Origin of the sequence: Bradyrhizobium sp. AZCC 2230, assembly GCF_036924495.1 — a bacterium.
In the GTDB taxonomy this organism is placed as follows: domain Bacteria; phylum Pseudomonadota; class Alphaproteobacteria; order Rhizobiales; family Xanthobacteraceae; genus Bradyrhizobium; species Bradyrhizobium rifense.
Map to the genome: position 1 here is coordinate 5,819,204 of NZ_JAZHRS010000001.1, position 18,625 is coordinate 5,837,828.

At 63.3% G+C, this 18,625-nt stretch carries 22 protein-coding genes and 1 tRNA gene; 2 read left to right on the top strand and 21 right to left on the bottom strand.

The window, feature by feature from the left end:
* Positions 1-10 precede the first annotated feature (10 nt).
* From V1280_RS27865 to V1280_RS27900, 8 genes are all read right to left on the bottom strand, one after another.
* A complete protein-coding gene (locus tag V1280_RS27865) occupies positions 11-613 on the bottom strand; it encodes a VOC family protein (RefSeq protein ID WP_334531657.1) in 603 nt (200 codons plus the stop codon).
* A gap of 46 nt (positions 614-659) precedes the next feature.
* Positions 660-1,379, bottom strand: a complete 720-nt coding sequence (locus tag V1280_RS27870; RefSeq protein WP_334531660.1) for an SDR family oxidoreductase — start codon at positions 1,377-1,379, stop codon at positions 660-662.
* A complete protein-coding gene (locus tag V1280_RS27875; protein WP_334531663.1) occupies positions 1,376-2,230 on the bottom strand; it encodes an ATP-binding cassette domain-containing protein in 855 nt (284 codons plus the stop codon). Before V1280_RS27875 ends, V1280_RS27870 begins: the two co-directional genes overlap by 4 nt.
* Positions 2,227-3,102, bottom strand: a complete 876-nt coding sequence (locus V1280_RS27880) for an ABC transporter ATP-binding protein (protein ID WP_334531666.1) — start codon at positions 3,100-3,102, stop codon at positions 2,227-2,229. The genes V1280_RS27875 and V1280_RS27880 overlap by 4 nt, the downstream gene beginning before the upstream one ends.
* Positions 3,099-3,986 carry an ABC transporter permease gene (locus V1280_RS27885; protein WP_334531669.1) on the bottom strand — a complete coding sequence of 296 codons (888 nt, stop codon included), beginning with the start codon at positions 3,984-3,986 and terminating at the stop codon, positions 3,099-3,101. Before V1280_RS27885 ends, V1280_RS27880 begins: the two co-directional genes overlap by 4 nt.
* Positions 3,979-4,986: an ABC transporter permease gene (locus tag V1280_RS27890; protein WP_334531672.1), complete on the bottom strand. Its 1,008-nt coding sequence runs from the start codon at positions 4,984-4,986 to the stop codon at positions 3,979-3,981. Before V1280_RS27890 ends, V1280_RS27885 begins: the two co-directional genes overlap by 8 nt.
* Positions 4,987-5,016: 30 nt before the next feature.
* On the bottom strand, positions 5,017-6,555 hold the full coding sequence (locus V1280_RS27895) for an ABC transporter substrate-binding protein (protein ID WP_334531675.1): 1,539 nt from the start codon (positions 6,553-6,555) through the stop codon (positions 5,017-5,019).
* 84 nt (positions 6,556-6,639) lie between these two features.
* On the bottom strand, positions 6,640-7,872 hold the full coding sequence (locus tag V1280_RS27900; RefSeq protein WP_334531678.1) for a dienelactone hydrolase family protein: 1,233 nt from the start codon (positions 7,870-7,872) through the stop codon (positions 6,640-6,642).
* Between the two features lie 204 nt (positions 7,873-8,076).
* Between V1280_RS27900 and V1280_RS27905 the strand changes: the two genes are divergently transcribed.
* Positions 8,077-8,670: a helix-turn-helix domain-containing protein gene (locus V1280_RS27905; RefSeq protein ID WP_334531681.1), complete on the top strand. Its 594-nt coding sequence runs from the start codon at positions 8,077-8,079 to the stop codon at positions 8,668-8,670.
* Positions 8,671-8,720: 50 nt separating this feature from the next.
* Here the strand turns inward: V1280_RS27905 and V1280_RS27910 are convergent, their stop codons facing one another.
* The 7 genes from V1280_RS27910 to V1280_RS27935 all read right to left on the bottom strand — a co-directional run bounded on the left by V1280_RS27910 (position 8,721) and on the right by V1280_RS27935 (position 12,758).
* Positions 8,721-9,290 (bottom strand): LabA-like NYN domain-containing protein, encoded by a 570-nt coding sequence (locus tag V1280_RS27910; RefSeq protein ID WP_334531684.1) that lies wholly within the window; start codon positions 9,288-9,290, stop codon positions 8,721-8,723.
* A 72-nt stretch (positions 9,291-9,362) separates the two neighbouring features.
* Positions 9,363-10,172, bottom strand: coding sequence for an alpha/beta fold hydrolase (locus V1280_RS27915; RefSeq protein WP_334531687.1), 810 nt, complete (start codon positions 10,170-10,172; stop codon positions 9,363-9,365).
* On the bottom strand, positions 10,169-10,588 hold the full coding sequence (locus tag V1280_RS27920) for a DoxX family protein (protein ID WP_334531690.1): 420 nt from the start codon (positions 10,586-10,588) through the stop codon (positions 10,169-10,171). Before V1280_RS27920 ends, V1280_RS27915 begins: the two co-directional genes overlap by 4 nt.
* A gap of 67 nt (positions 10,589-10,655) precedes the next feature.
* Positions 10,656-11,135, bottom strand: a complete 480-nt coding sequence (locus V1280_RS27925; RefSeq protein WP_334531693.1) for an SRPBCC domain-containing protein — start codon at positions 11,133-11,135, stop codon at positions 10,656-10,658.
* Between the two features lie 57 nt (positions 11,136-11,192).
* Positions 11,193-11,534 carry an ArsR/SmtB family transcription factor gene (locus V1280_RS27930; RefSeq protein WP_334538440.1) on the bottom strand — a complete coding sequence of 114 codons (342 nt, stop codon included), beginning with the start codon at positions 11,532-11,534 and terminating at the stop codon, positions 11,193-11,195.
* A gap of 149 nt (positions 11,535-11,683) precedes the next feature.
* A complete protein-coding gene (locus V1280_RS46890) occupies positions 11,684-12,049 on the bottom strand; it encodes an AzlD domain-containing protein (RefSeq protein WP_442895171.1) in 366 nt (121 codons plus the stop codon).
* Positions 12,039-12,758, bottom strand: coding sequence for an AzlC family ABC transporter permease (locus tag V1280_RS27935; protein WP_334531695.1), 720 nt, complete (start codon positions 12,756-12,758; stop codon positions 12,039-12,041). The genes V1280_RS46890 and V1280_RS27935 overlap by 11 nt, the downstream gene beginning before the upstream one ends.
* Positions 12,759-12,778: 20 nt before the next feature.
* On the opposite strand from V1280_RS27935, the gene V1280_RS46895 reads away from it, so the two are divergent.
* Positions 12,779-13,393 carry a CGNR zinc finger domain-containing protein gene (locus V1280_RS46895; RefSeq protein ID WP_442895172.1) on the top strand — a complete coding sequence of 205 codons (615 nt, stop codon included), beginning with the start codon at positions 12,779-12,781 and terminating at the stop codon, positions 13,391-13,393.
* A 161-nt stretch (positions 13,394-13,554) separates the two neighbouring features.
* On the opposite strand, the gene V1280_RS27940 is transcribed toward V1280_RS46895, so the two are convergent.
* The 6 genes from V1280_RS27940 to V1280_RS27965 form a co-directional block, all read right to left on the bottom strand.
* A tRNA-Arg gene (locus V1280_RS27940) sits at positions 13,555-13,631 on the bottom strand.
* 104 nt (positions 13,632-13,735) lie between these two features.
* Entirely contained in the window at positions 13,736-14,692 is a 957-nt protein-coding gene (locus tag V1280_RS27945; protein ID WP_334531698.1) for a tripartite tricarboxylate transporter substrate-binding protein, read from the bottom strand.
* 48 nt (positions 14,693-14,740) lie between these two features.
* A complete protein-coding gene (locus V1280_RS27950; RefSeq protein WP_334531700.1) occupies positions 14,741-15,112 on the bottom strand; it encodes a cupin domain-containing protein in 372 nt (123 codons plus the stop codon).
* Positions 15,113-15,137: 25 nt separating this feature from the next.
* Positions 15,138-15,776 carry an RraA family protein gene (locus V1280_RS27955; RefSeq protein WP_334531703.1) on the bottom strand — a complete coding sequence of 213 codons (639 nt, stop codon included), beginning with the start codon at positions 15,774-15,776 and terminating at the stop codon, positions 15,138-15,140.
* 24 nt (positions 15,777-15,800) lie between these two features.
* Complete coding sequence (locus tag V1280_RS27960) at positions 15,801-17,318, bottom strand: AMP-binding protein (RefSeq protein ID WP_334531706.1); 1,518 nt, start codon at positions 17,316-17,318, stop codon at positions 15,801-15,803.
* Positions 17,319-17,414: 96 nt separating this feature from the next.
* Positions 17,415-18,434 (bottom strand): alpha/beta hydrolase, encoded by a 1,020-nt coding sequence (locus V1280_RS27965; RefSeq protein ID WP_334531708.1) that lies wholly within the window; start codon positions 18,432-18,434, stop codon positions 17,415-17,417.
* Between the last annotated feature and the right edge of the window lie 191 nt (positions 18,435-18,625).

The window sequence follows — 18,625 nt, forward strand, 5'->3', positions numbered from 1 at the left end:
GTGACGAGTGTCACTTCGTCGGCTCGGTCGTCGACCACAGCACGGTCTTGGCGCTCTTCTCATAGGCCATGCCCTTGGGATAGCTGATCAGCTCCATCTGCATCCCCCATGGCGTCAGGAAGTACAGGATGGATTGACCCGCCGCCGGCCCTTCGTTCACCGGGATCGGGCCCTGCATGGTCTTGACGTTCTTCGACCGCAGATACTCGGCGGCCTTTGCGATGTCGTCGACATAGAGCGCGATGTGGTGGCCGCCGATGTCGCTGTTCTTCGGCAGCGTCTTGGCCTGGTCGGGCGACTGATATTGGAACAGCTCGATGTTGGAGCCATAACCGCAGCGAACCATGCTGATCTCGTCAATGACGGCGCGCGGGTTCACATTGACGACGTCCTGCATGAACGTGCCCTTGTCGTCCATGAACGGTCCGAACGACATCGCATGCGAGCAGCCGAGCACGTCGGTGAAGAAGGCGGTCGCCGCCTTCACGTCCGGCACGGTGATGCCGGTGTGATCGTGGCCGCGCAGGCCGGGAATGGAATCCGCCGAAGCCGGCAGGATCGAGGCGCCGAGCGACAGCGCGGCGGAGGCAAGCAGTACTCGCAACGGGATCATGATCGCTTCCTTTTGGTTCACAGCAACACAACATCCGATTTGAAACTCAGCCCGGCGACGCCAACTGGCGCTCGACCCCCTTGGGATCGTGCGCGAGGCCCTGCGCAAGGCCACGCGCCATCTCGCCGACATAGATTTCCTCCTCGCCGGCCTCGAAACCGTCGAGGATTTCCTTTGCCGCATCGGCGGTCGTCATCTTCGGGATGGTCAGCATCGCGGTCATGCGGGTGTCGATCGCACCGGGAAGTGCGGCGGCGATACGCACGCCTTTCGGGCCGAGATCGCCGCGCAATCCCTGCGTCAGGCTGAGACCCGCCGCCTTGGAGGCGCAGTAGGATCCCATGAACGGCAGGTTGACGCGCGCCAGGATGGTGAGGATGTTGAGCACCGCCCCCTTGTTCTTGATCAGCGTCGGTGCGAAGGCCTTTGTCACCCGCAGGGGCGCGAGATAATTGATCTCGATCTCCTCGCGCGCGATCACAAGATCGGGCGCGGCCATGAAGCCGGTATTGTGGTTGATTCCGGCATTGTTGATCAGCACCGTGACGTCGCCGAGAGCGCCTGCTGCCTTCGCGACATCGTCATCGCTTGTGACATCCATCTTGACCGGCACGACGCCGTCAGAGGCGGCGAGAGCGGAAGCATCGCGCGCAGCGGCGTAGATTTTCGCCGCCCCGCGCGCCTTGAGCTCGGCGATAAGCGCTTGCGCGATCGCACCGGCGGCACCGGTGACGAGGATGACGGAACCCTTGATTGTCTCGGTCATGCGGCAGATCCTTGTTGTTGCGGAGTAGCGACCGCGGCTTCGTCGAGCCAGCCCGGCTCGACATCAGGCAACGGGATGGCGGCGAGCAATTGCTGCGTATAAGCGTGCTGCGGCGCGCCGAACACGCGCGCGACGGGGCCGAATTCAACCACCTCGCCATGATGCAGGATCGCGACGTCGTCGCAGAGCACGCGTACCACCGAGAGGTCGTGGCTGATGAAGACCATGGTGAGACCGAGCCGCGCGCGCAGCTCCTTCAGCAGCAGCAGGATGTGCGCCTGGGTCGAGACGTCGAGGCCCGACACGATCTCATCGGCGACGATGAAATCGGGCTCGAGCGCAAGCGCCCGCGCAATGCCGGCGCGCTGGCGCTGTCCGCCGGACAATTCGTGCGGGTAGCGGTCGGCGAATTCGCCCGGCAGTCCGACCAGATCGAGCAGCGCCGCCGCGCGCTCGCGCTGGTCGCGTTTGCCTTTCAGCCGCCCATGCACGCCGAGCGGACGCGTCAGCGTCGTGCCGAGCCGCAGCCGCGGATTGAGTGAGGATTGCGGATCCTGAAAAATCATCTGGATGCGCGCCCGCAGGGGGCGCAGCGCAGCTTCGTCGAGCTGGCCGATCTCGACACCGTCGAACTGGATGCCGCCGGAGGTCGGCTTCAACAGCCGCACCAGCAGGCGGCCGAGCGTGGTCTTGCCGGAGCCGGATTCCCCGACGAGACCCAGCACCGAGCCGCGCGGCACGGCGAGATCGACGCCCTTGATCACCTCGCGCAAGGTCGGCTTGCCGAACAGACCGTTGCGCTGCGGATAGCCGAAGCCGAGATTGCCGGTACTGAGCAGGATGTCGCTCATGCTGCGCCCACCGCTGCAACGTCATCGAGCCGGTGCGCCTCCGACCACAATTGCTCGATCAGGGCTGGCGGCACCGGGCGCAGCGCTTCGGCCGGCCGGTCGGCGCGCGGCGTCGCGGCGAGCAGCGCGCGGGTATAGGCATGGCGCGGTCGCGTCAGCACGTTGGCTGTCTCGCCCTCCTCCAGCACGCGGCCGGCATGCAGCACGGTCATGCTGCGGCAGATCTTTGCGACCACGCCGAGATCGTGGGTCACGAACAGCACGGCGCTGCCGTGGCGCAAGCGCAGCCGCTCGACGAGCTGAAGCACCTGACGCTGCACGGTAACGTCGAGGGCCGTGGTCGGCTCGTCGGCAATGACGAGGGCGGGGTCGCAGGCAAAAGCCATCGCGATCAGCACGCGCTGGCGCATGCCGCCGGAGATTTCGTGCGGATAGAGCGCGAGCACCCGTTCGGGCTCGCGGATCGCGACCTCGGTCAGAAGCTCGGCGGCGCGCGCCAGCGCCGTGCGCTTCGACAGGTCGAGATGATGCCGCAGCAAATTGCCGATCTGCGCTCCGATGCGTTTGACCGGATTGAGCGAGGTCATCGGGTCCTGCGGGATCAGAGCGATGCGGCGACCCAGCAAGCGGCGGCGCTCTGCCTCGGCCATGGCCAGGAGATCGCGGCCCTCGAAGGCGATGTGGCCTGCGGTAACGGTCGCGTTCGACGGCAACAGTCCGAGCACGGCGCGGCCGAGCATGGACTTGCCGGCGCCGGATTCGCCGACCAGCCCGCGGACTTCACCGGGCTGCACCTCGAGGCTGACACCGCGCAGCACATTGGCGGCGCCGATCGCGACCTTCAGCCCTTCGACAGTGAGCGTCGCCGTCATGAGCGTTGTACCGGATCGAGCGCGAGGCGGAGACCGTCGCCGAACAGATTGAGGCCGATCACGCTGGTGATGATACAGACGATCGGCAGCGCCATGATCCACGGCGCCTGATAGACGATCTGATGTCCCTCGGCGATCATGCTGCCCCATGTCGGCGTATCGCCGGCCACGGAGATGCCGACAAAGGACAGGATGACCTCGACCAGGATCGCAATGCCCATCTCGACGGCGAGCAGCGTCACCAGTAGCGGAACGAGGTTGGGCAATATCTCCAGCCGCAACAGCTTCACCCGGCTCAAGCCGATCACCCGCGCGGCGGCGGCATAGTCGCGCGTGAGCTGCACCATGGTCTCGGCGCGGATCACGCGGGCAAAGCGCGTCCAGTCGACCACCACGATCGCCGCGATCACCGAGGTCAGGCCGGCGCCGATCACCGCGGCCAGCACGATCGACAGCAGCACGGGCGGAAACGCCATCCAGACGTCGATCAGCCGCGAGATGAACTGGTCGACCCAGCCGCCAAAACTCCCCGCAAACAGGCCGAGCGCGACGCCGATCGCCGCGGCAAGCGTTGCCGCGATCAGTCCAACCATCACCGCGGTCTGCGCCGAATAGATCAGGCGCGACAGCACACAGCGGCCGAGGCTGTCGGTGCCGAGAAGATAGGCGGGCTCGCCGCCGGTCATCCAGGCCGGCGGCAATTGTGCCGACATCAGGTCCTGCTCGAGCGGATCGTGCGGCGCGAGCACGGGTGCAAAGATTGCAGCCAGCACCAACAGGGCGACCAGTGCTGCGCCGAGCCAGAGACGCGGACCGCCTCGCTTCAGACCCGCAAGCAGACGCGACGGCGGCGCGGCGACGGAGGTGACTGCGATGTCAGCCATGGCGCAGCCTCGGATCCAGCATGGTGACCACGAGATCGACGACGAGATTGAGCGCGATGAACAACACCGCAAAGGTCAGCACCAGGCCCTGGATCAGCGGAAAGTCGCGGTTGATCACCGCGTCGATCGCCATGTTGCCGATGCCTTCATAGGAGAAGATGCGCTCGACCAGCACGGTGCCGCCGAGCAGTAGCGTCACCTGGACGCCGCCGAGCGCGACCGTCGGGATCAGCGCGTTGGGAAACACCTCGTGCAGCAGGATATTCGGGCGCGAATAGCCGCGAGCGCGCGCGATCTGCGCATAATCCTGGTCCTCCGCCTCCGCCAGCGACGCCTTCAGCAAGCGCGCCACCAGGGCTGCAAACGGCAGCGCCAGCGCCAGCGCCGGAAGGATCATGTGGTGCAGGAGCGCGAAGGCGATGTCGAAGCGGCCGGTCAGAACGCTCTCGATCAGGTAGAAATTGCTGCGCAGGCTGAGGTCGATCTCCGGATCGATCCGGCCGGAGATCGGCAGCAGCGGAATCAGCACACCGAACAGCAGCAGCAGGATCAGCGCCCAGAGGAAATCCGGAATCGCCAGCAGCATGCCGATGCCGCCATCGACGACCCATTCCGCGCGCCGGCCGCGCAGCAAAATACCGGCGAGCGCTGCGACCACGCCGAGCACAACGGCAATCATCGTTGCGAGCAGCGCAAGCTCGATCGTGGCCGGCAGCCGCGCCAGCAACAATTCCAGCACGCTCTGCCGCACGCTGATGGAGCGGCCGAAATCGCCGCTTGCGACCTGGCCGAGCCAGGTCGCAAATTGCTGGAGGATCGGCTGGTCGAGGCCGTAGAGCGCGCGCAGCCGGCCGATGTCGGCCTCAGAGGCGCCGGGTGGGATCATCATGGCGATGGGATCGCCGGGCACGACGCGCAGCAGCACGAAGACGATCACCGCCACACCGAACAGCGTGGGTGGCACGAGGACGAGTCGCCTGATCAGCTCGCCCCATCGCATCCTGGTGTCGCCCTTCCCTGAAACCGCGGCCTAAGCCGGCGTGACGAGCTGCGGAAGGATCATGCCGTTGGACTGCGACACGACCTTGAGGCCCTTCTTGTGGATGATCGGCTGCACATACTGGAACAGCGGGATCACCTCGCCTTCCTCGGCGATGTATTTGTCGACCGCCTTGTAACCGGCGATGCGCTTGGCTTCGTCCTTCTCGCCCCACAGCGGCCCGATGCGCTCGACGAGGTCCTTGCCCTTCCAGGCGCAGTGCGGCGAGGGCCCGAACATCGCAAAGCCGGTCGAGGTCGAGGGATCGCCGATCGCGTTGCCCCAATTGTAGAAGGCGGCCGGAGCCAGTGCGTGGCGCGCACGCAGCTCGAAATGCTTTGCGATCTCGTAGACCTCGATGCTGGCGTCGATGCCGACCTTGCGCCACATGCCGACGATCGCCTGGATCATCTCATAGTCCTTCGGCTTGAAGCCGCGCGTGGTCTGGATCGTGAACTTGACCGGCTTCTCGGGCGAGTAACCACTCTTGGCGAGCAGGCTCTTGGCAAGCTCCGGATCGTAGGCGACCTTGATCGAGGGATCGAAGGCCGCATAGCCCGGCGCCTCCAGCGTCGCGATCGGCACGCCATAGCCCTTGAGCAGCCGGTCGACGATCGCCTTCTTGTCGATGGCGTGATTTGCCGCGAGCCGTACATTGCGGTCGAGCATCGGATCGATGTCGGTGAGGAAGATCATCGCGATGTCGGAGACCGGCTTGGTCTGGCCGGCAAGGCCAGGCTTGGCCTTTAACCGGTCGAACTCCTCGTAGGGAATCTCGAAGGTGAGATCGGAGCCGCCGGATTCCATCTCCGCGACGCGGCTGGTGGAATCGGTGATGAACTTGAACACCACGGTCTCGAAGGCGGGCTTGGGCCCCCAATAGCCGGAATGCGCCTTCAGCCTGAGGAACGCGTTGCGCTCGAAGGCATCGACCTTGTAGGGGCCCGAACCGATCGGCGCCTTCTCGAACCCTTCCGCGCCGACCTTCTCGTAATAGGCCTTGGGCAGGATGTAGCCGGTGAGGAACGCCATCCATTTGAACAGCGTCGGCTCGAACTCCAGCACGTCACCGGTGATGGTGTTGCCGTCGATCTTGTAATTGCCGACCTTGGACCAGACGAACTGGATGGGATTGCCGCCCTTCGGATCCGCGGCGCGGGTGAGCGACCACACCACGTCTTCCGGCGTCACCGGCGAGCCGTCATGCCAGGTTGCGCCCTTCCGCACGTCCAGCGTGATCTTGCTGCGATCCTCGTTCCAGCCCCATTTCGTCAGAATACCCGGCTTGAACGACAGATCGGGCGCCTGGCCGATGAAGGGATCGAACACCGCCTGATAGATCGACTGGATGGTCGGGTTGACGGCCGAGAGGCCGACGGTCGGATCGAACGACGGCAAATTGACATTGTAGGCAATGGTCAGCGTGCCCGGCGTAGCGGCGAGCGCACCACCGTTAAGACCAGAGGCGAGCGGCAGCGCGGCGGCGCCGCCGGCGAGCTGGAGAAGCGAGCGACGAGAGAGCGACGACATGTTCATGACCCTCAACACGATGAACGAGAGATTGCGAGCAGTTGCGAAAGCGGCGCCGCGAGCGGCGCCGTCGATCAGGTCTGGTTATTTCCCGGCGCTCTCGGACCAGCGCGCCATCAGCGTGTTGGATGGCAGCGATTCATCGACCAGCTTCTTCGCTGTCTCGACGCCGGCGACAGGTAACTTCTTCGGATCCAGGAGCCCGATCTGCACCAGCACGGACGCCTGGTCCCAATAGATGTGCTCGTTGTAGAGCTTGTCGCCGCGGAAGCGCACGATCGCAACCAGCGGGATCTCGACATATTTGCCGGTTGGCGGCACGCCGGGCAGCATCCAGTCGATCTCGATGTCGTGGGTGAAGCAGAACAGCATCTCGTCGACGATACGGTCGGAGCCGATGGTGCGCGAGATCGGCACCAGCTTGGTATCCTGCGGCGTCTTCGGAATGAAGTGGTTCTTGTAGAAGCGCAGCAGGTCGCGATAGCCGACGCCGCCGGTCATGGTCGGGATGTGGTTGACATAGGGCTCGGCAACCATGGTCGTCATGGTCTGCTCGGCCGAACGCGTCGCGAATTCGAGCTCGGTGTGCCTGTCCCAAAGCGCCGAGAGATCGTAGTGCGGGCCCAGCGCCTTTCGGAACGCCGCGATCGAGCGCGTATACGCCATCAGAGTCGCGGGCTTGTTGAAGCTGGTACGTTCCGGCGCGGCGAAGGCGTGGTCGCAGCCGGGGTAGAGATAAGACTCGATCTCGGGTCGGCCCTTGAACGCCGCCTCGATCTGCGCACGCGCCTCGGCCGGCGCAAAGCGGTCGAGCTCGGCGAAATGGAAGACCACCGGACATTTGACATCGCCGGCTTCGCCGAGATCGGCCTCGATGCCGACGCCGTAATAGCTGACGGCGCAGTCGACATCCGTGCGCGCGGCGACGAGATAAGCGAGCTTGCCGCCGAGACAGAAGCCGAGCGCGCCGACCTTGCCTTTGCATTCGGGACGCGCGCGCAGCACCTTCAGCGCGTCGGCGGCATCCTTGATCGACTGATTGGCATCGAAGCGCTGGTAATAGCCCATCGCCTTGCCGAAATCGGCCTCGGTGTAGCCGAGCTCGATGCCAGGCTCCATGCGCCAGAACAGGTCGGGCGCCAGCACCACATAGCCTTCCTCGGCATAGTGGTCGGCAACCTCACGCATCGATTTGTTGACGCCGAAGATCTCCTGCAACAGCAGGATGCCGGGACCGGAGCCCGAGGCAGGGACCGCGAGATACCCCTTGAACGTGCCGCCATCCTTGGCAGCGATGTCGATCCACTGTCCGGCCATCGTGATCGTCCCCTCTCGTCGTTGAGCCCTTGGAGCCCTCGCCCATTTCGGCGCGTCTGTTTGACGCGTCCGGCACGAGGCGAGGGCGCTGCCTTTTCATCATGCTTTCTTAATTGAATTTTTAATGTAAGAATCGAACTTGTAAATAGCATAGATTGGGCACAGCCTGCCCAGGCCGTGAGCGAGGGCGGGAATCAGGAGACGATGTTGAGGAAGACGCAGAAGGCGGCCGCGCGACGAACAGGCACGGCCGCGAGAGACAAGCAGCGGCCGGCCGCCGCCGAACGGACAGGCTCATGGCACCTGGCGCGCACCGAGACCGAAAAACGCCTCTCAGAGTTCGAGTTCAGGCTGGAGCGGCTGGCGCAGGCCTATTACCGCTGGAAGGCTGCCTGCCTTGCCGCCGTCTGCGATGTGCCGCTGACTGGCGACGACGTCGCCGTGCTCAACGTGGTGCGCATGGGCGACGAGCCGAAGCGGCTCTCGGAGATCGGCCAGTTGCTCAACCGCGTCGATGTCCCCAATCTGCAATACGCAACCCGCAAGCTGGTGAAGGCCGGCCTGATCGAGACCGAGGGCTCATCGTCGCGCAAGGAGACGCGCTACCGCGCGACCGAGCGGGGCCACGACGTCACCGAAGCCTATGCGGCCTTGCGCGCTGCAACGCTCCCGCCGATGCTGGAAGCGCTGGACGGCTGGGCTGAAAAGTCGGAGGCCGCGGGCTCCCATCTCGAACTGGTATCGAGCCTCTATACGCAGGCCGCCCAGGTCGCGATCACGCGGCGGCATCAGCCCTGAGGCTGCGCGACTTTTGCGTGGGATGCGCGAATGCGCTGAGGCCAAGAAGTCTAAGCTTCCACCCACGCATTCGGACCGCTATTGTTCCAGCGAGGATCGCGAGTCCGAGCGGCGCACGATGCGGGGTGCAGCTCCGCCAAGTCGAGGAAGACGTCGGCCCGACGTCGCAGTTCGTCAGCGATCATCGGCGGCCGGCTCGAAATCGTCGAGACCACGGTAGCCTTGACGCCGCGGCGTTGCACCGCTTCGACCAATGGACGGAAATCGCCGTCGCCGGAAAACAGCACGATCTGATTGACGTGCTTGGCGAGTTCCATCGCACCGACCGCGAGCTCGATATCCATGTTGCCCCTCACCTTGCGGCGGCCCTGTCCGTCCTCGAACTCCTTTGCTGGTTTCGTAAAGCCGTTGTAATCCAGCCAATCGAGCAAAGGCCGGACCGAGGAAAATTCCTGATCCTCGATGATCACCGTATAATCAAATGCGCGCACCAACGTCCCGCGGCTCTGAAATTCCTTCAGCAGGCGGCTGTAATCGATGTCGAAGCCGAGCGTCTTGGCAGCTGGATAGAGGTTGGCGCCATCGATAAAAAGCGCAATCCTATTCTCGCCACTCGTCATTCCCTGCTCGTCGTCGAAATTGGAAGCTCAAGCTTCGATCGTGGCAGCCCACATCGTGGAAAGAAGCAGTTTTCACCCGACGAAGAACTCCACCAACACGGGAGTAAGGGCTGCCGCAGAGACGTTGTGGGTCTGACCTTTGAGGGTTAGGCGCTCCGCATTAGGTAGAGCTTCGACAACTGCCCGCACCGCATGGCGGAGCCGTACATCACTCTTCTCACCATCCATCACAAGCAGCGGTATCGTGATTGAAGAAATCCGTTCGGTCGGCAATGCATAGTCACCCATGACTGCTGCATCGTAGGGTAGCGTGTGCGCGACAGCCTCGAGCTTCGACCAAATCGGAAACATCAACCGCATTGCGGCGACGAACACCACGGGCATGCCCACAACATCTTTCATGAAGAACCGCACCGCGCCACCTCGGTGCCCGCCGTGGATTAGCTCTCTGAGACGCGCTTCGTGGTCCGCAGGCGGTTTGCGGCCCTCGTTGGAGACCATAAACGGCGGCTCGTAGAGCGCGAGTTTCGTAATGTTGAGACTGCTCGTAGCCGCGAGCAGCGCAAGAGCCGCTCCGGAAGATATGCCCATCACGAACGCTGATCCGCCGGCCTGCCCGATCATGGCATCGATATCTTCGACCTCGCGTTCTTTCGAATACGGCGCGGTGTCGCCGCTATCGCCCCGGCCACGGCGATCATAGGTGAATACTGTGAAGTGCTTTGAGAGCAGCGGAGCCAATTTCGGAGTCGGTCCGAAGGATCGGCTGCATAACGCGCCGTCAACCAGGATAATCGGGGGTCCCTCCCCTGACCGGTCAAAGGCAATTGCGGTGCCGTCTTTCGAAAGTACTTTTTGCACGTCTTTGTTGCCGGGGCTCATGGTGTCGAGCCGCGTCGAAAGGGGATAAGAGAGCGCAATCGGTCATCGCGCAGATAGAGCCCGCCCCAGGCGAGGATGCCGACATAGACGCCGAAGAGAACTTGGCTGAAGAGCGGATCCTCCAGTCGTACTTTGCTCGCAACAGCGCCGCCCAGAAAACCCGTAAGAAGGATCGCACCGAGAATGGACGTGCGTGGAATCGCGTACAAAATGGCGCAGGCAAGACAAACGATTCCAAGTGGTCGTATCAGATCCAGCGGAAATCCGATTCGTATCGTCGCATCCACCACCGGATCGATCATTATCAGCTTGGTGATGCCGTCGAAGAGAAGAAACAGCACCACAAGGCCGCTTATGATCCACCCTATCCAGACCTTCGATCTTGAAGTGGTTATCAACTTGGATTCTGCACTCATGCAAATTGCCCCTTGCGTAGTTGACGGTCGATGCCGGCGATAAAAATGACTGTCGGCGTTCGCCGCCTCACATCGTCGCGAGGTGCTCTGCAAGGCGATCCGCTCCCATGCCGATCATCTTACCGAAGCCCATTCCTGCAGAGATGTCGCGGTCGGAGATCGAATCGAAGCGCGCGACGAGTGTCCACTTCGTCTGAGCGCCCTGCTCTTCCAAAGTGACCGTGTTGACCGCCGTCGGCGGAGGCGGCTTGCGATTTTCGTCCTTAATGGTTTTCCAGACGAGCCGTTCGGGTTCGACGACCTCAAGAAACACACTGTTAATCGCGAACTGAGCACCATTGGGGGCTTGCATTATATGCCGCCAGATTCCGCCCGGCTTTACGTCCATCTCACATACCGGGCTGGTAAATCCCGGACCACCGTACCAATGCGCGACATGTTTTGGATCTGTAATGGCACTCCAGACCAGATTGCGCGACGCATCGAACATGCGGGTGACGATAACCGCGGGCTCGCTGAGCGAACTGGCGTCGACTATTGATGTCACTGAAATCTTCCTTCGTTATCTCGCGTTGAGATTGTCGGCTCGCAAATTCCCCCGAACCTAGGGTCCGGGGTCACTGGAGCCCTGCTTCTGCATGACCGTTAAATACTCAGCCAGGCTATCGAGGCTGTTGTCCCAAAAGCGTCGGTAGCTATCGAGCCATTCGAAAACATCTCGAAGCGGCGCGGCCTCGAGGTGACAAGGCCGCCACTGGGCATCCCGGCCTCGCGAAATCAGGCCCGCGGTTTCGAGTACTTTGAGATGCTTTGAGATAGCCGCGAGGCTCATGTCGTAGGGCTTGGCCAACTCACTCACGGTTGTGTCGCCTGTCGCCAAACGGGCGAGGAGGCCCCGCCGTGTGGCATCGGAGAGTGCAAAAAGGGTCGCGCTGAGTGGGTCCACCGGCATGTATTAAACCAATAAGTTGATAACCTATTGGTTTAATAAAGGGCGTCTTTGCGCTTCGCAAGGGCAAAAATCCGAAATTTCAGTCCGCCCGGGACATTTTTTCCGAAATTCAACCGTTGGAGTCGCGCAGAGCCTACCCGGCCTCAGTTTTCACGAACCATCGCGGCATTTACCGTTGGCGCCGCTCTCCAGTACAAACCTGCGATCACCGCAGGGCCGCGATCAATGCAGCCAAGGAGAACCCAACCCCCAAAGGCTGCCCACTCGCGCTTCGTGACTAGCATTGTTGTCACGGCGCCGAGGCAGCTGAAGAGGCTTGGCCATCCGCCCTCGACAATACCTGCAGCAACGAACGCGACAAACAGGTTGCCGGGCGCGTAACGCAAGAGCCTCGGCGAGACGCCGGTCTGCGGGAGAACGCCTGCCGCAAGATAGCCTCCAGAGCGCATTGCGTAACTCGCTGCTCCGACCGCGAACACCGCGGCGATAATCTGCCACTCAAGCATCATCGCCACACAGCAGGTTGACGAACATGCCTGCGCCGCCGCCGATCAACATCGCCCAGCTCTGGTCAAGCTTGCTGGCCACGGCAATCCCTACTGCCGCTGACACCGTCCACGGCAGCAGGCTTGTCCAGCCGCGCCACTGCGTGGGTAGAAGGGCAGCGACGAACGCAAGTGGTAGGAACGCGGCCGCAATCGCAAACGGTCCGTGCGGCCTTAGCGGCAACGCATAGCCGAGCGCTGTGCCGCCGATCCAGCCGATAGCCATGGGCAAGCTGCACCCGAGCAGATAGCCGGCATCGCGTCGTCCTCGTTCAGCCTCGGCCACCGTCATCAGCCACGATGCGTCAGCGAGCAGGAACAGGATCGGAAGCATTGCGCGTCGGGAAATATCCGGAAATAGCAAGCGGAGCTGTGCTCCCATCACCAGATAACGGACGTTCGTCGCTACGCAGGCAAGCATCAATGCGGCGACTGGAGGCGGCAATGTCCACAGTCCCAGTGTTACAGCCTGGGCCGTGGCCGAGTATACGACCAGACTGAACAGCACAGCCGGCACGAAGCCAAGTTCCAGGCCTCGATAGGCAACTCCCATGGCTATACCCGCTATTCCATTGCTGGCTATAAAGGGAAGAGCCGCGAAGAACCCCTGCCGGAAAGCAGCAGCGGTGCAATTGGATGCGAATGAATTTGCGTTTCTCATGGTCATAACCATTAGATTGCGCGGAGTAGGCCATGTCAAGGGATCCCGCACGTGCAGCGACACAGTTCTTTGGAGGTCGCGTCTGCCTCGACTTCGCCAATACGATGGACTGGCGCACCTCCGATGCCCCACAGGAATTGATCCCCGACTACGCCGCGTTTCTTTCGTGGAGTAACGCGCGCGGTACGTTGGCTTCAAAAACGGTCGCAAGGCTGAGAGTGTTGGGCGCGCGAAAACCAACAGCAGTAGAAGCCATCATGCGAGACGCGCGCGCCTTGCGAGGCGAAATATGGGAGGCCGCGGATGCGTTGTGCGGCGGAAAATCCGTGCGCCTTGCGCCGTTTAACCGATTGCTCGCAGCGTTGCCGGCGCAGCCGGGACTGGTCAGGGATGGAGCGGGATACGTTCACGATTTGCGGGGCGCCGATCCTGAGGAGCCGCTATGGCCAGTCCTCTGGTCACTGACGGCACTTCTTTCATCGAAGGACGCAGCTCGATTGGGTTGTTGCCAAGCGCAGGGCTGCGGCTGGTTTTTCGTCGATGAGAGTCCAAACCATTCACGAGCCTGGTGTTCCAGCGAGGTCTGCGGCAACCGGGAGCGCGCACGACGAGCCTATTCGAAGCGCCGACCGGTGCGCTCCCCATAGGAATTACCGGATGAAATTACGTTAGGATGCCGATCACGAGCCACCGGCGTTCCGAACGACTTGATCACGAGGACCCCTGCCGCTTCATCGCCGGCTACGCAGCGCGGATCGGATAGAGCATCCCCAGGATATTGACCTGAGCGAGGGCGAATGGGGACGAATGGCGATCCCGGCATGACTCGAACATGCGACCTACGGTTTAGGAAACCGCCGCTCTATCCGGCTGAGCTACGGGACCGCGGAACCTGCCGGTGAGGGCGGGTTGCCTGGAGGTTTACATATCAAAGCAGTGGCAGGACCGGAAGCCCTCGTCTTGGCAAATAGGAGAGCCACTGGCCCTCATCAGGCCTTGATATTGTTGTCCTTGACCACCTTGCCCCAATAAGCGACCTGCTTGTCGAAGAAGCTCTTGAAAGCGGGCCCGTCCTCGAGCAGCAGCGTCATCTGCTGGGTGTCCTTGAGTTGGGCGGCGGTCGCGGGCTCGCTCAGGATCTCCTTTGACGCCGTCGCCATGGCGGAGACGATATCGGGCGGCGTGCCTGCGGGTGCGAAGACGCCCCACCAGGCGAGCGTCTCGAAGTCCGGAAAGCCGGCCTCGATCGCGGTCGGCGTGTCCGGCAGCGCCGGCAGCCGTTCGCGGCCGAGATGCAGGATCGGACGCAGCAGATTGGTGCCGAGCTGGGCCGCGACCAGCGCCGCCGATCCCGCGATGAGATCGACATGGCCGCCGAGCACGTCGTTCATGGCCGGGCCGCCGCCGCGATAGGGCACGTGGGTGATCTCGACACCGGCCTTGTTGCCGAGCACGGTCATCGCGAGATGGCCGAGCGTCCCGATGCCGACCGAGGCATATTTCACCGCGCCGGGCGTCGCCTTGCAGGCAGCGACCACGTCGGCAAAACTCTTGTAGGGGCGACCGGCGCCGGCCGCGATCACGTAAGGCGCGGTGCCGACCAGGAAGACCGGCATCAGCTCGCGTTCGACATCGACCGGCGGCTTGTCGAGAATCAACGGGATCACCGCGTGGGAATCGAAGGTGACGAGGAACGACGAGCCGTCCGCCGGGCTCTTGGCGACCTGCGCCGCGCCGAGCGCGCCCGCCGCGCCCGACTTGTTCTCGACCACGACGATGCGGTTGAGCTTTGTCTGCAGATTGCTCTGCAGCAGCCGCGCCATCGCATCCGTCGATCCGCCCGGCGGAAACGGCACGACGAGGGTGATCTTGCCGGCCTGCGCCGCCGCTGGCGTGAGTGCGAGAATAGCGGGCGCTGCCAGCAGCGCTCGTCGTGTGATCGTCATCGTTTCCTCCCTTTATTTGTTCTGCGCCTGGCTTTTGCTCTTTGGCGCCTAGGTCGTCCCGAAACCCGACCCTGCTTTTTTGTATTCTGGCCGTGGCGGACTAAAGATGTCCAGCACGCGGGCACCGTCGGGGCCGGCGCGCATGGTGTGCGGCACGTTGCCGGGCGTACGCCAGAAATCGCCCTTCTTCACCGGAATTTCCTCGCCGCCCTGGACGCGGATGGCTGAGCCGTCGAGCAGCACGCCCCATTGCTCCTCGGGATGGTGATGCAGCGTACCTTGCGCATGCGGCGCCAGCGTCACCACCGACAGCATCGCCTGCTCACCGGAGAAGATGCGCGTGGTCACTCCCGCCGCCAGCTCGCGAAACAGCCCGTCGGCGGCATTGTCGAGATTGTGGAATTCTTCCTTTTGGCTCACGCTGATCTCCCTGCCCTGCTGTGATTTACGACTTGCCGTAGGAGCCCTGATAGCGGCCCTCGCGGATCGCCTTCAGCGTCTCGTCCTCGCGCTTGATCTGGACACGCACTGCCTCCAGCAGCGCCGCCGCACCCGCGGCAGGAAACGACACCACGCCATCCTCGTCGCCGACCACGATGTCGCCGGGCGAGATCACGCTGCCGCCGATCGTAACAGGCACGTTGATCTCACCCGGACCATTCTTGTAGGGGCCGCGATGGATCACGGCGCGGGCGAAGCAGGGGAAGTCGTCGCCGGCGAAGGCTGCGACATCGCGGATCGCGCCGTCGATCACGTAGCCTTCCGCCTTGCGCCACTGCGCGATGTTTTTCATGATCTCGCCAACCAGCGCCCGGGTCTCGTCGCCGCCGCCGTCGACCACGATGACATCGCCGGGACCGACCAGCTCGAGCGCGCGGTGGATGGCGAGATTGTCGCCGGGCCGGGTGCGCACCGTGAAGGCCGCGCCGATCAGCCTGCCGCTGCGGTGATAGGGTTTGAGCCCGACCGCGCCCGGCAGCCGGCCGAGATTGTCTGAGATGATCGAGGTCGGCGCATTCCTGAAGCCCTCGATGATATCGGCCGGCGGCTTCGGCACGCTGTTTGCGGCGATCGTAATCGTCATCAAATTCAGTCCTTCTGTGAAGTCTTATTCGACGTGCGCCCGCGCCTTCGCGGGCATGATCCGGAAGGCACGACCCTCCTTCATCCACGCGGCGCGCTCGTCGCGCAGCAACGTGCGGCGAACCTTTCCGGAATCGTCGCGCGGCGGCGTGCTGACGATCTCGAAACTCTCGGGATGCTTGTAGCGGCTGAGCCTGTCTTTCAGGAAGTCCGCCATGTTATTGGCAATCGCCTGACCGTCCGCGTTCGCCTCCAGCTCGATGATGGCGTGCACGCGCTGGCCCAATTCCGGATCCGGCAAGCCCACCACCACGCAGGAGCGCACGCCGGGACATTCGGAGACGGCGGCCTCGACCTCGGCGGGATAGATGTTGGCGCCGCCGCGCAGCACCATGTCGGCGAGGCGGTCACCGAGATAGAGGTAGCCTTCGGCATCCAGCCTGCCGATATCGCCGAGCGATTCCCAGCCGTCGGCACGACGCTTCGGCTCGGCGCCGAGATAGTGATAGGTGGCGTCCTTGCCGTCATTGTTGAGGAAGTAGATCTCGCCGGTCTCGCCTGGCGCGACGTCGTTGCCGTCCTCACCGATGATGCGGAGCTTCGCCGTCTCGCCGATCTTGCCGACCGAGCCCTTGTGCGTCAGCCACTCCGTGCCGGAGATGATACAGGCCCCCTGTCGCTCGGTACCGCCATAGAGCTCCCAGACCCGCTCCGATCCGAGCCAGGCGATCCAGTTCTCCTTGAGCCAGGGCGGCATCGGCGCCGCCATGTGGAAGACGGTCTGCAGGCTCGACACGTCGTAAGCGTTGCGAACATTCTCCGGCAGCGCCCAGATCCGATGCATCATGGTCGGCACGAAATTGACCCATTGCACGCGCTCGCGCTCGATCTGCCGCAGCGTCTCCTCGGCGTCGAACTTGACGAGGCCGGTGAGCTTGCCGCCGTAGAACAGCGCATAATGCGACACGATGAACGGTGCATTGTGGTAGAGCGGACCCGGATTCAGCAGCGAGGCGCCGAACGGCATGTTGAGCGGCGGCGGTGCGACCGTGTCGACGACCGCGGGGTTGTGATCGAGGATCACCTTGGGACGGCCGGTCGAGCCGCCGCTGGTCATGGCCTTCCAGTAGCGCGCCACCGGCGGGTCGATCTGCTCGTCGGAAAATCCTTCCGGCACGAAATCCGCCGGCAGCCGGTTCTGCGCATTCCAGTCGGCCTCGCCGCCGATCACCAGCGCAGGCTTGAGAATCTCAAGCACGGCCGCAGCTTCACCGCGCGGCAACCGCCATGACAGCGAGGTCGGCGTCGCGCCGCATTTCCACACCGCAAATGTGGTCTCGAAGAACGCATTGCCGTTGGGCAAACCAATCGCGACGAAATCGCCGGGCTTGACGCCCTTCGCTGCAAAGGCCCGCGCGCGCCGATTGGCACCACGCTCGAGCTGGTCCCATGTCAGTTGATCCTGCCCATGCTGGACGGCGATTGTGCCTTCGGGTTTGCGTTGAGCGTACCAGCGCGGCACATCGGACAGGGGCAGCAGCATCAGGCGTTTCCACTTCGTCTTCTTGGCGTCGCCTCCGAATGAGGCGCCCGCGGGACGAAGTGTAACAGCCGCAGCTGGACCTTCAAAGCGCTCGCATCAGCGCTCCGCGCCGCAGCCCGGACTATCGAACAGTGCCGCAAGGCCGCATTTCGAGGTCAGCATCTTGTCGCCGTCATGGCCGACACCGGCGACGTCCCACACCCGGTGATTGGGCGTGCCCTGATTGCGTTTCGCCATCGCGTCCGCATAGGCGTGGCCGCGGGCGTAGCGACTTGGGCCCTGCGCCTCGCCCATGCAACTCTTGTCCGCCGCGGGCTTGGTGTCGAGCGTGCCGAGCAGATAGATCACGTCGCGGTCGACATAACGTTGCTCCAGCGCCGCTGGCGCTACGTCCGCAAGATAAGGCGGCCGCCCGTCCATGCCGTATTTCCAATTGTCGTAGCCCGCGCAGGACGCGGCAATCGCCGGCACGGGCCGCTCTTTGCTGAAATAGGCATAAGACGACGGATTGGCGACGACGTAGCGGATGTCGATGTGCTGGCGCGACAACGCCGCCTCGCCCTTGCCGGCGATGGCATAGCGCTGCACGACCTGGCCGCCGCCGGAATGGCCGGCGACCACGACCTGTTTCAGGTTCGGGAAGATGCGCCGGTCGGAGAGTTTTGCCAGGATCGCGTCGAGCGCCTCGAAGGAGGAGACCGGATTTGGTGCAAGCGCGGCATCGCCGCCCTCCCATCCCACCAGCGACCAGCGCAGCGTATCGGCGGGCAGCTTGTGCGCTTCGATATCGACCTCTGCGAGATACTGCGGCACGATCATGAGCGCGCTCTTGCCGTCGTCACCGGCCGCGACCTGCGCGGTGTGGGCCGAGATGTAATATTCGTCGGCATTGCGCAGACGTCCGTGCAGCACGATGATCGCGCGCGAGATCGCAGGCAGCGGCATCGACCAGTCGCTGGAGAGATAGAGCGGCAAGGTGCCCTGGCCGCCGACCGACAGCCGCGCGTCGGCCACGACCTTCACCGGCTTGTTGTTGGGCGCATCGTCCTCTGCGGCGAGCGCGCGGCCGCAAACCAGCGTCAACGCGATGGCGGCGAGACAGCTCAGCGCTTTCATGACCAATATTTCCCCTCAGATTCGAACCGATAAAACTCTAAACGCATCCTGTGCTGCGCGGCTGTGACTCCTGCGCCACGTCAAGCAAAAAATGTCAGCAACCCAGCCATGAAATTCCCGGGTTCCACGGGTGACAAGGCGGCGATAATGGAGCAAAAATCAGGCTCGACTCAGTTGGGGTTGAGTTTTGC

Bases quoted from the DNA above. Each gene is read 5' to 3' on its own strand.
- V1280_RS27870 (WP_334531660.1), bottom strand. From the start codon at position 1,379: ATGACCGAGACAATCAAGGGTTCCGTCATCCTCGTCACCGGTGCCGCC.
- V1280_RS27890 (WP_334531672.1), bottom strand. From the start codon at position 4,986: ATGCGATGGGGCGAGCTGATCAGGCGACTCGTCCTCGTGCCACCCACG.
- V1280_RS27920 (WP_334531690.1), bottom strand. From the start codon at position 10,588: ATGAGTGCAGAATCCAAGTTGATAACCACTTCAAGATCGAAGGTCTGG.
- V1280_RS27865 (WP_334531657.1), bottom strand. From the start codon at position 613: ATGATCCCGTTGCGAGTACTGCTTGCCTCCGCCGCGCTGTCGCTCGGC.
- V1280_RS46895 (WP_442895172.1), top strand. From the start codon at position 12,779: ATGTCAAGGGATCCCGCACGTGCAGCGACACAGTTCTTTGGAGGTCGC.
- V1280_RS27965 (WP_334531708.1), bottom strand. From the start codon at position 18,434: ATGAAAGCGCTGAGCTGTCTCGCCGCCATCGCGTTGACGCTGGTTTGC.
- V1280_RS46890 (WP_442895171.1), bottom strand. From the start codon at position 12,049: ATGATGCTTGAGTGGCAGATTATCGCCGCGGTGTTCGCGGTCGGAGCA.
- V1280_RS27880 (WP_334531666.1), bottom strand. From the start codon at position 3,102: ATGACGGCGACGCTCACTGTCGAAGGGCTGAAGGTCGCGATCGGCGCC.
- V1280_RS27900 (WP_334531678.1), bottom strand. From the start codon at position 7,872: ATGGCCGGACAGTGGATCGACATCGCTGCCAAGGATGGCGGCACGTTC.
- V1280_RS27955 (WP_334531703.1), bottom strand. From the start codon at position 15,776: ATGACGATTACGATCGCCGCAAACAGCGTGCCGAAGCCGCCGGCCGAT.
- V1280_RS27915 (WP_334531687.1), bottom strand. From the start codon at position 10,172: ATGAGCCCCGGCAACAAAGACGTGCAAAAAGTACTTTCGAAAGACGGC.
- V1280_RS27885 (WP_334531669.1), bottom strand. From the start codon at position 3,986: ATGGCTGACATCGCAGTCACCTCCGTCGCCGCGCCGCCGTCGCGTCTG.
- V1280_RS27935 (WP_334531695.1), bottom strand. From the start codon at position 12,758: ATGGTTATGACCATGAGAAACGCAAATTCATTCGCATCCAATTGCACC.
- V1280_RS27945 (WP_334531698.1), bottom strand. From the start codon at position 14,692: ATGACGATCACACGACGAGCGCTGCTGGCAGCGCCCGCTATTCTCGCA.
- V1280_RS27910 (WP_334531684.1), bottom strand. From the start codon at position 9,290: ATGACGAGTGGCGAGAATAGGATTGCGCTTTTTATCGATGGCGCCAAC.
- V1280_RS27960 (WP_334531706.1), bottom strand. From the start codon at position 17,318: ATGCTGCTGCCCCTGTCCGATGTGCCGCGCTGGTACGCTCAACGCAAA.
- V1280_RS27875 (WP_334531663.1), bottom strand. From the start codon at position 2,230: ATGAGCGACATCCTGCTCAGTACCGGCAATCTCGGCTTCGGCTATCCG.
- V1280_RS27905 (WP_334531681.1), top strand. From the start codon at position 8,077: ATGTTGAGGAAGACGCAGAAGGCGGCCGCGCGACGAACAGGCACGGCC.
- V1280_RS27895 (WP_334531675.1), bottom strand. From the start codon at position 6,555: ATGTCGTCGCTCTCTCGTCGCTCGCTTCTCCAGCTCGCCGGCGGCGCC.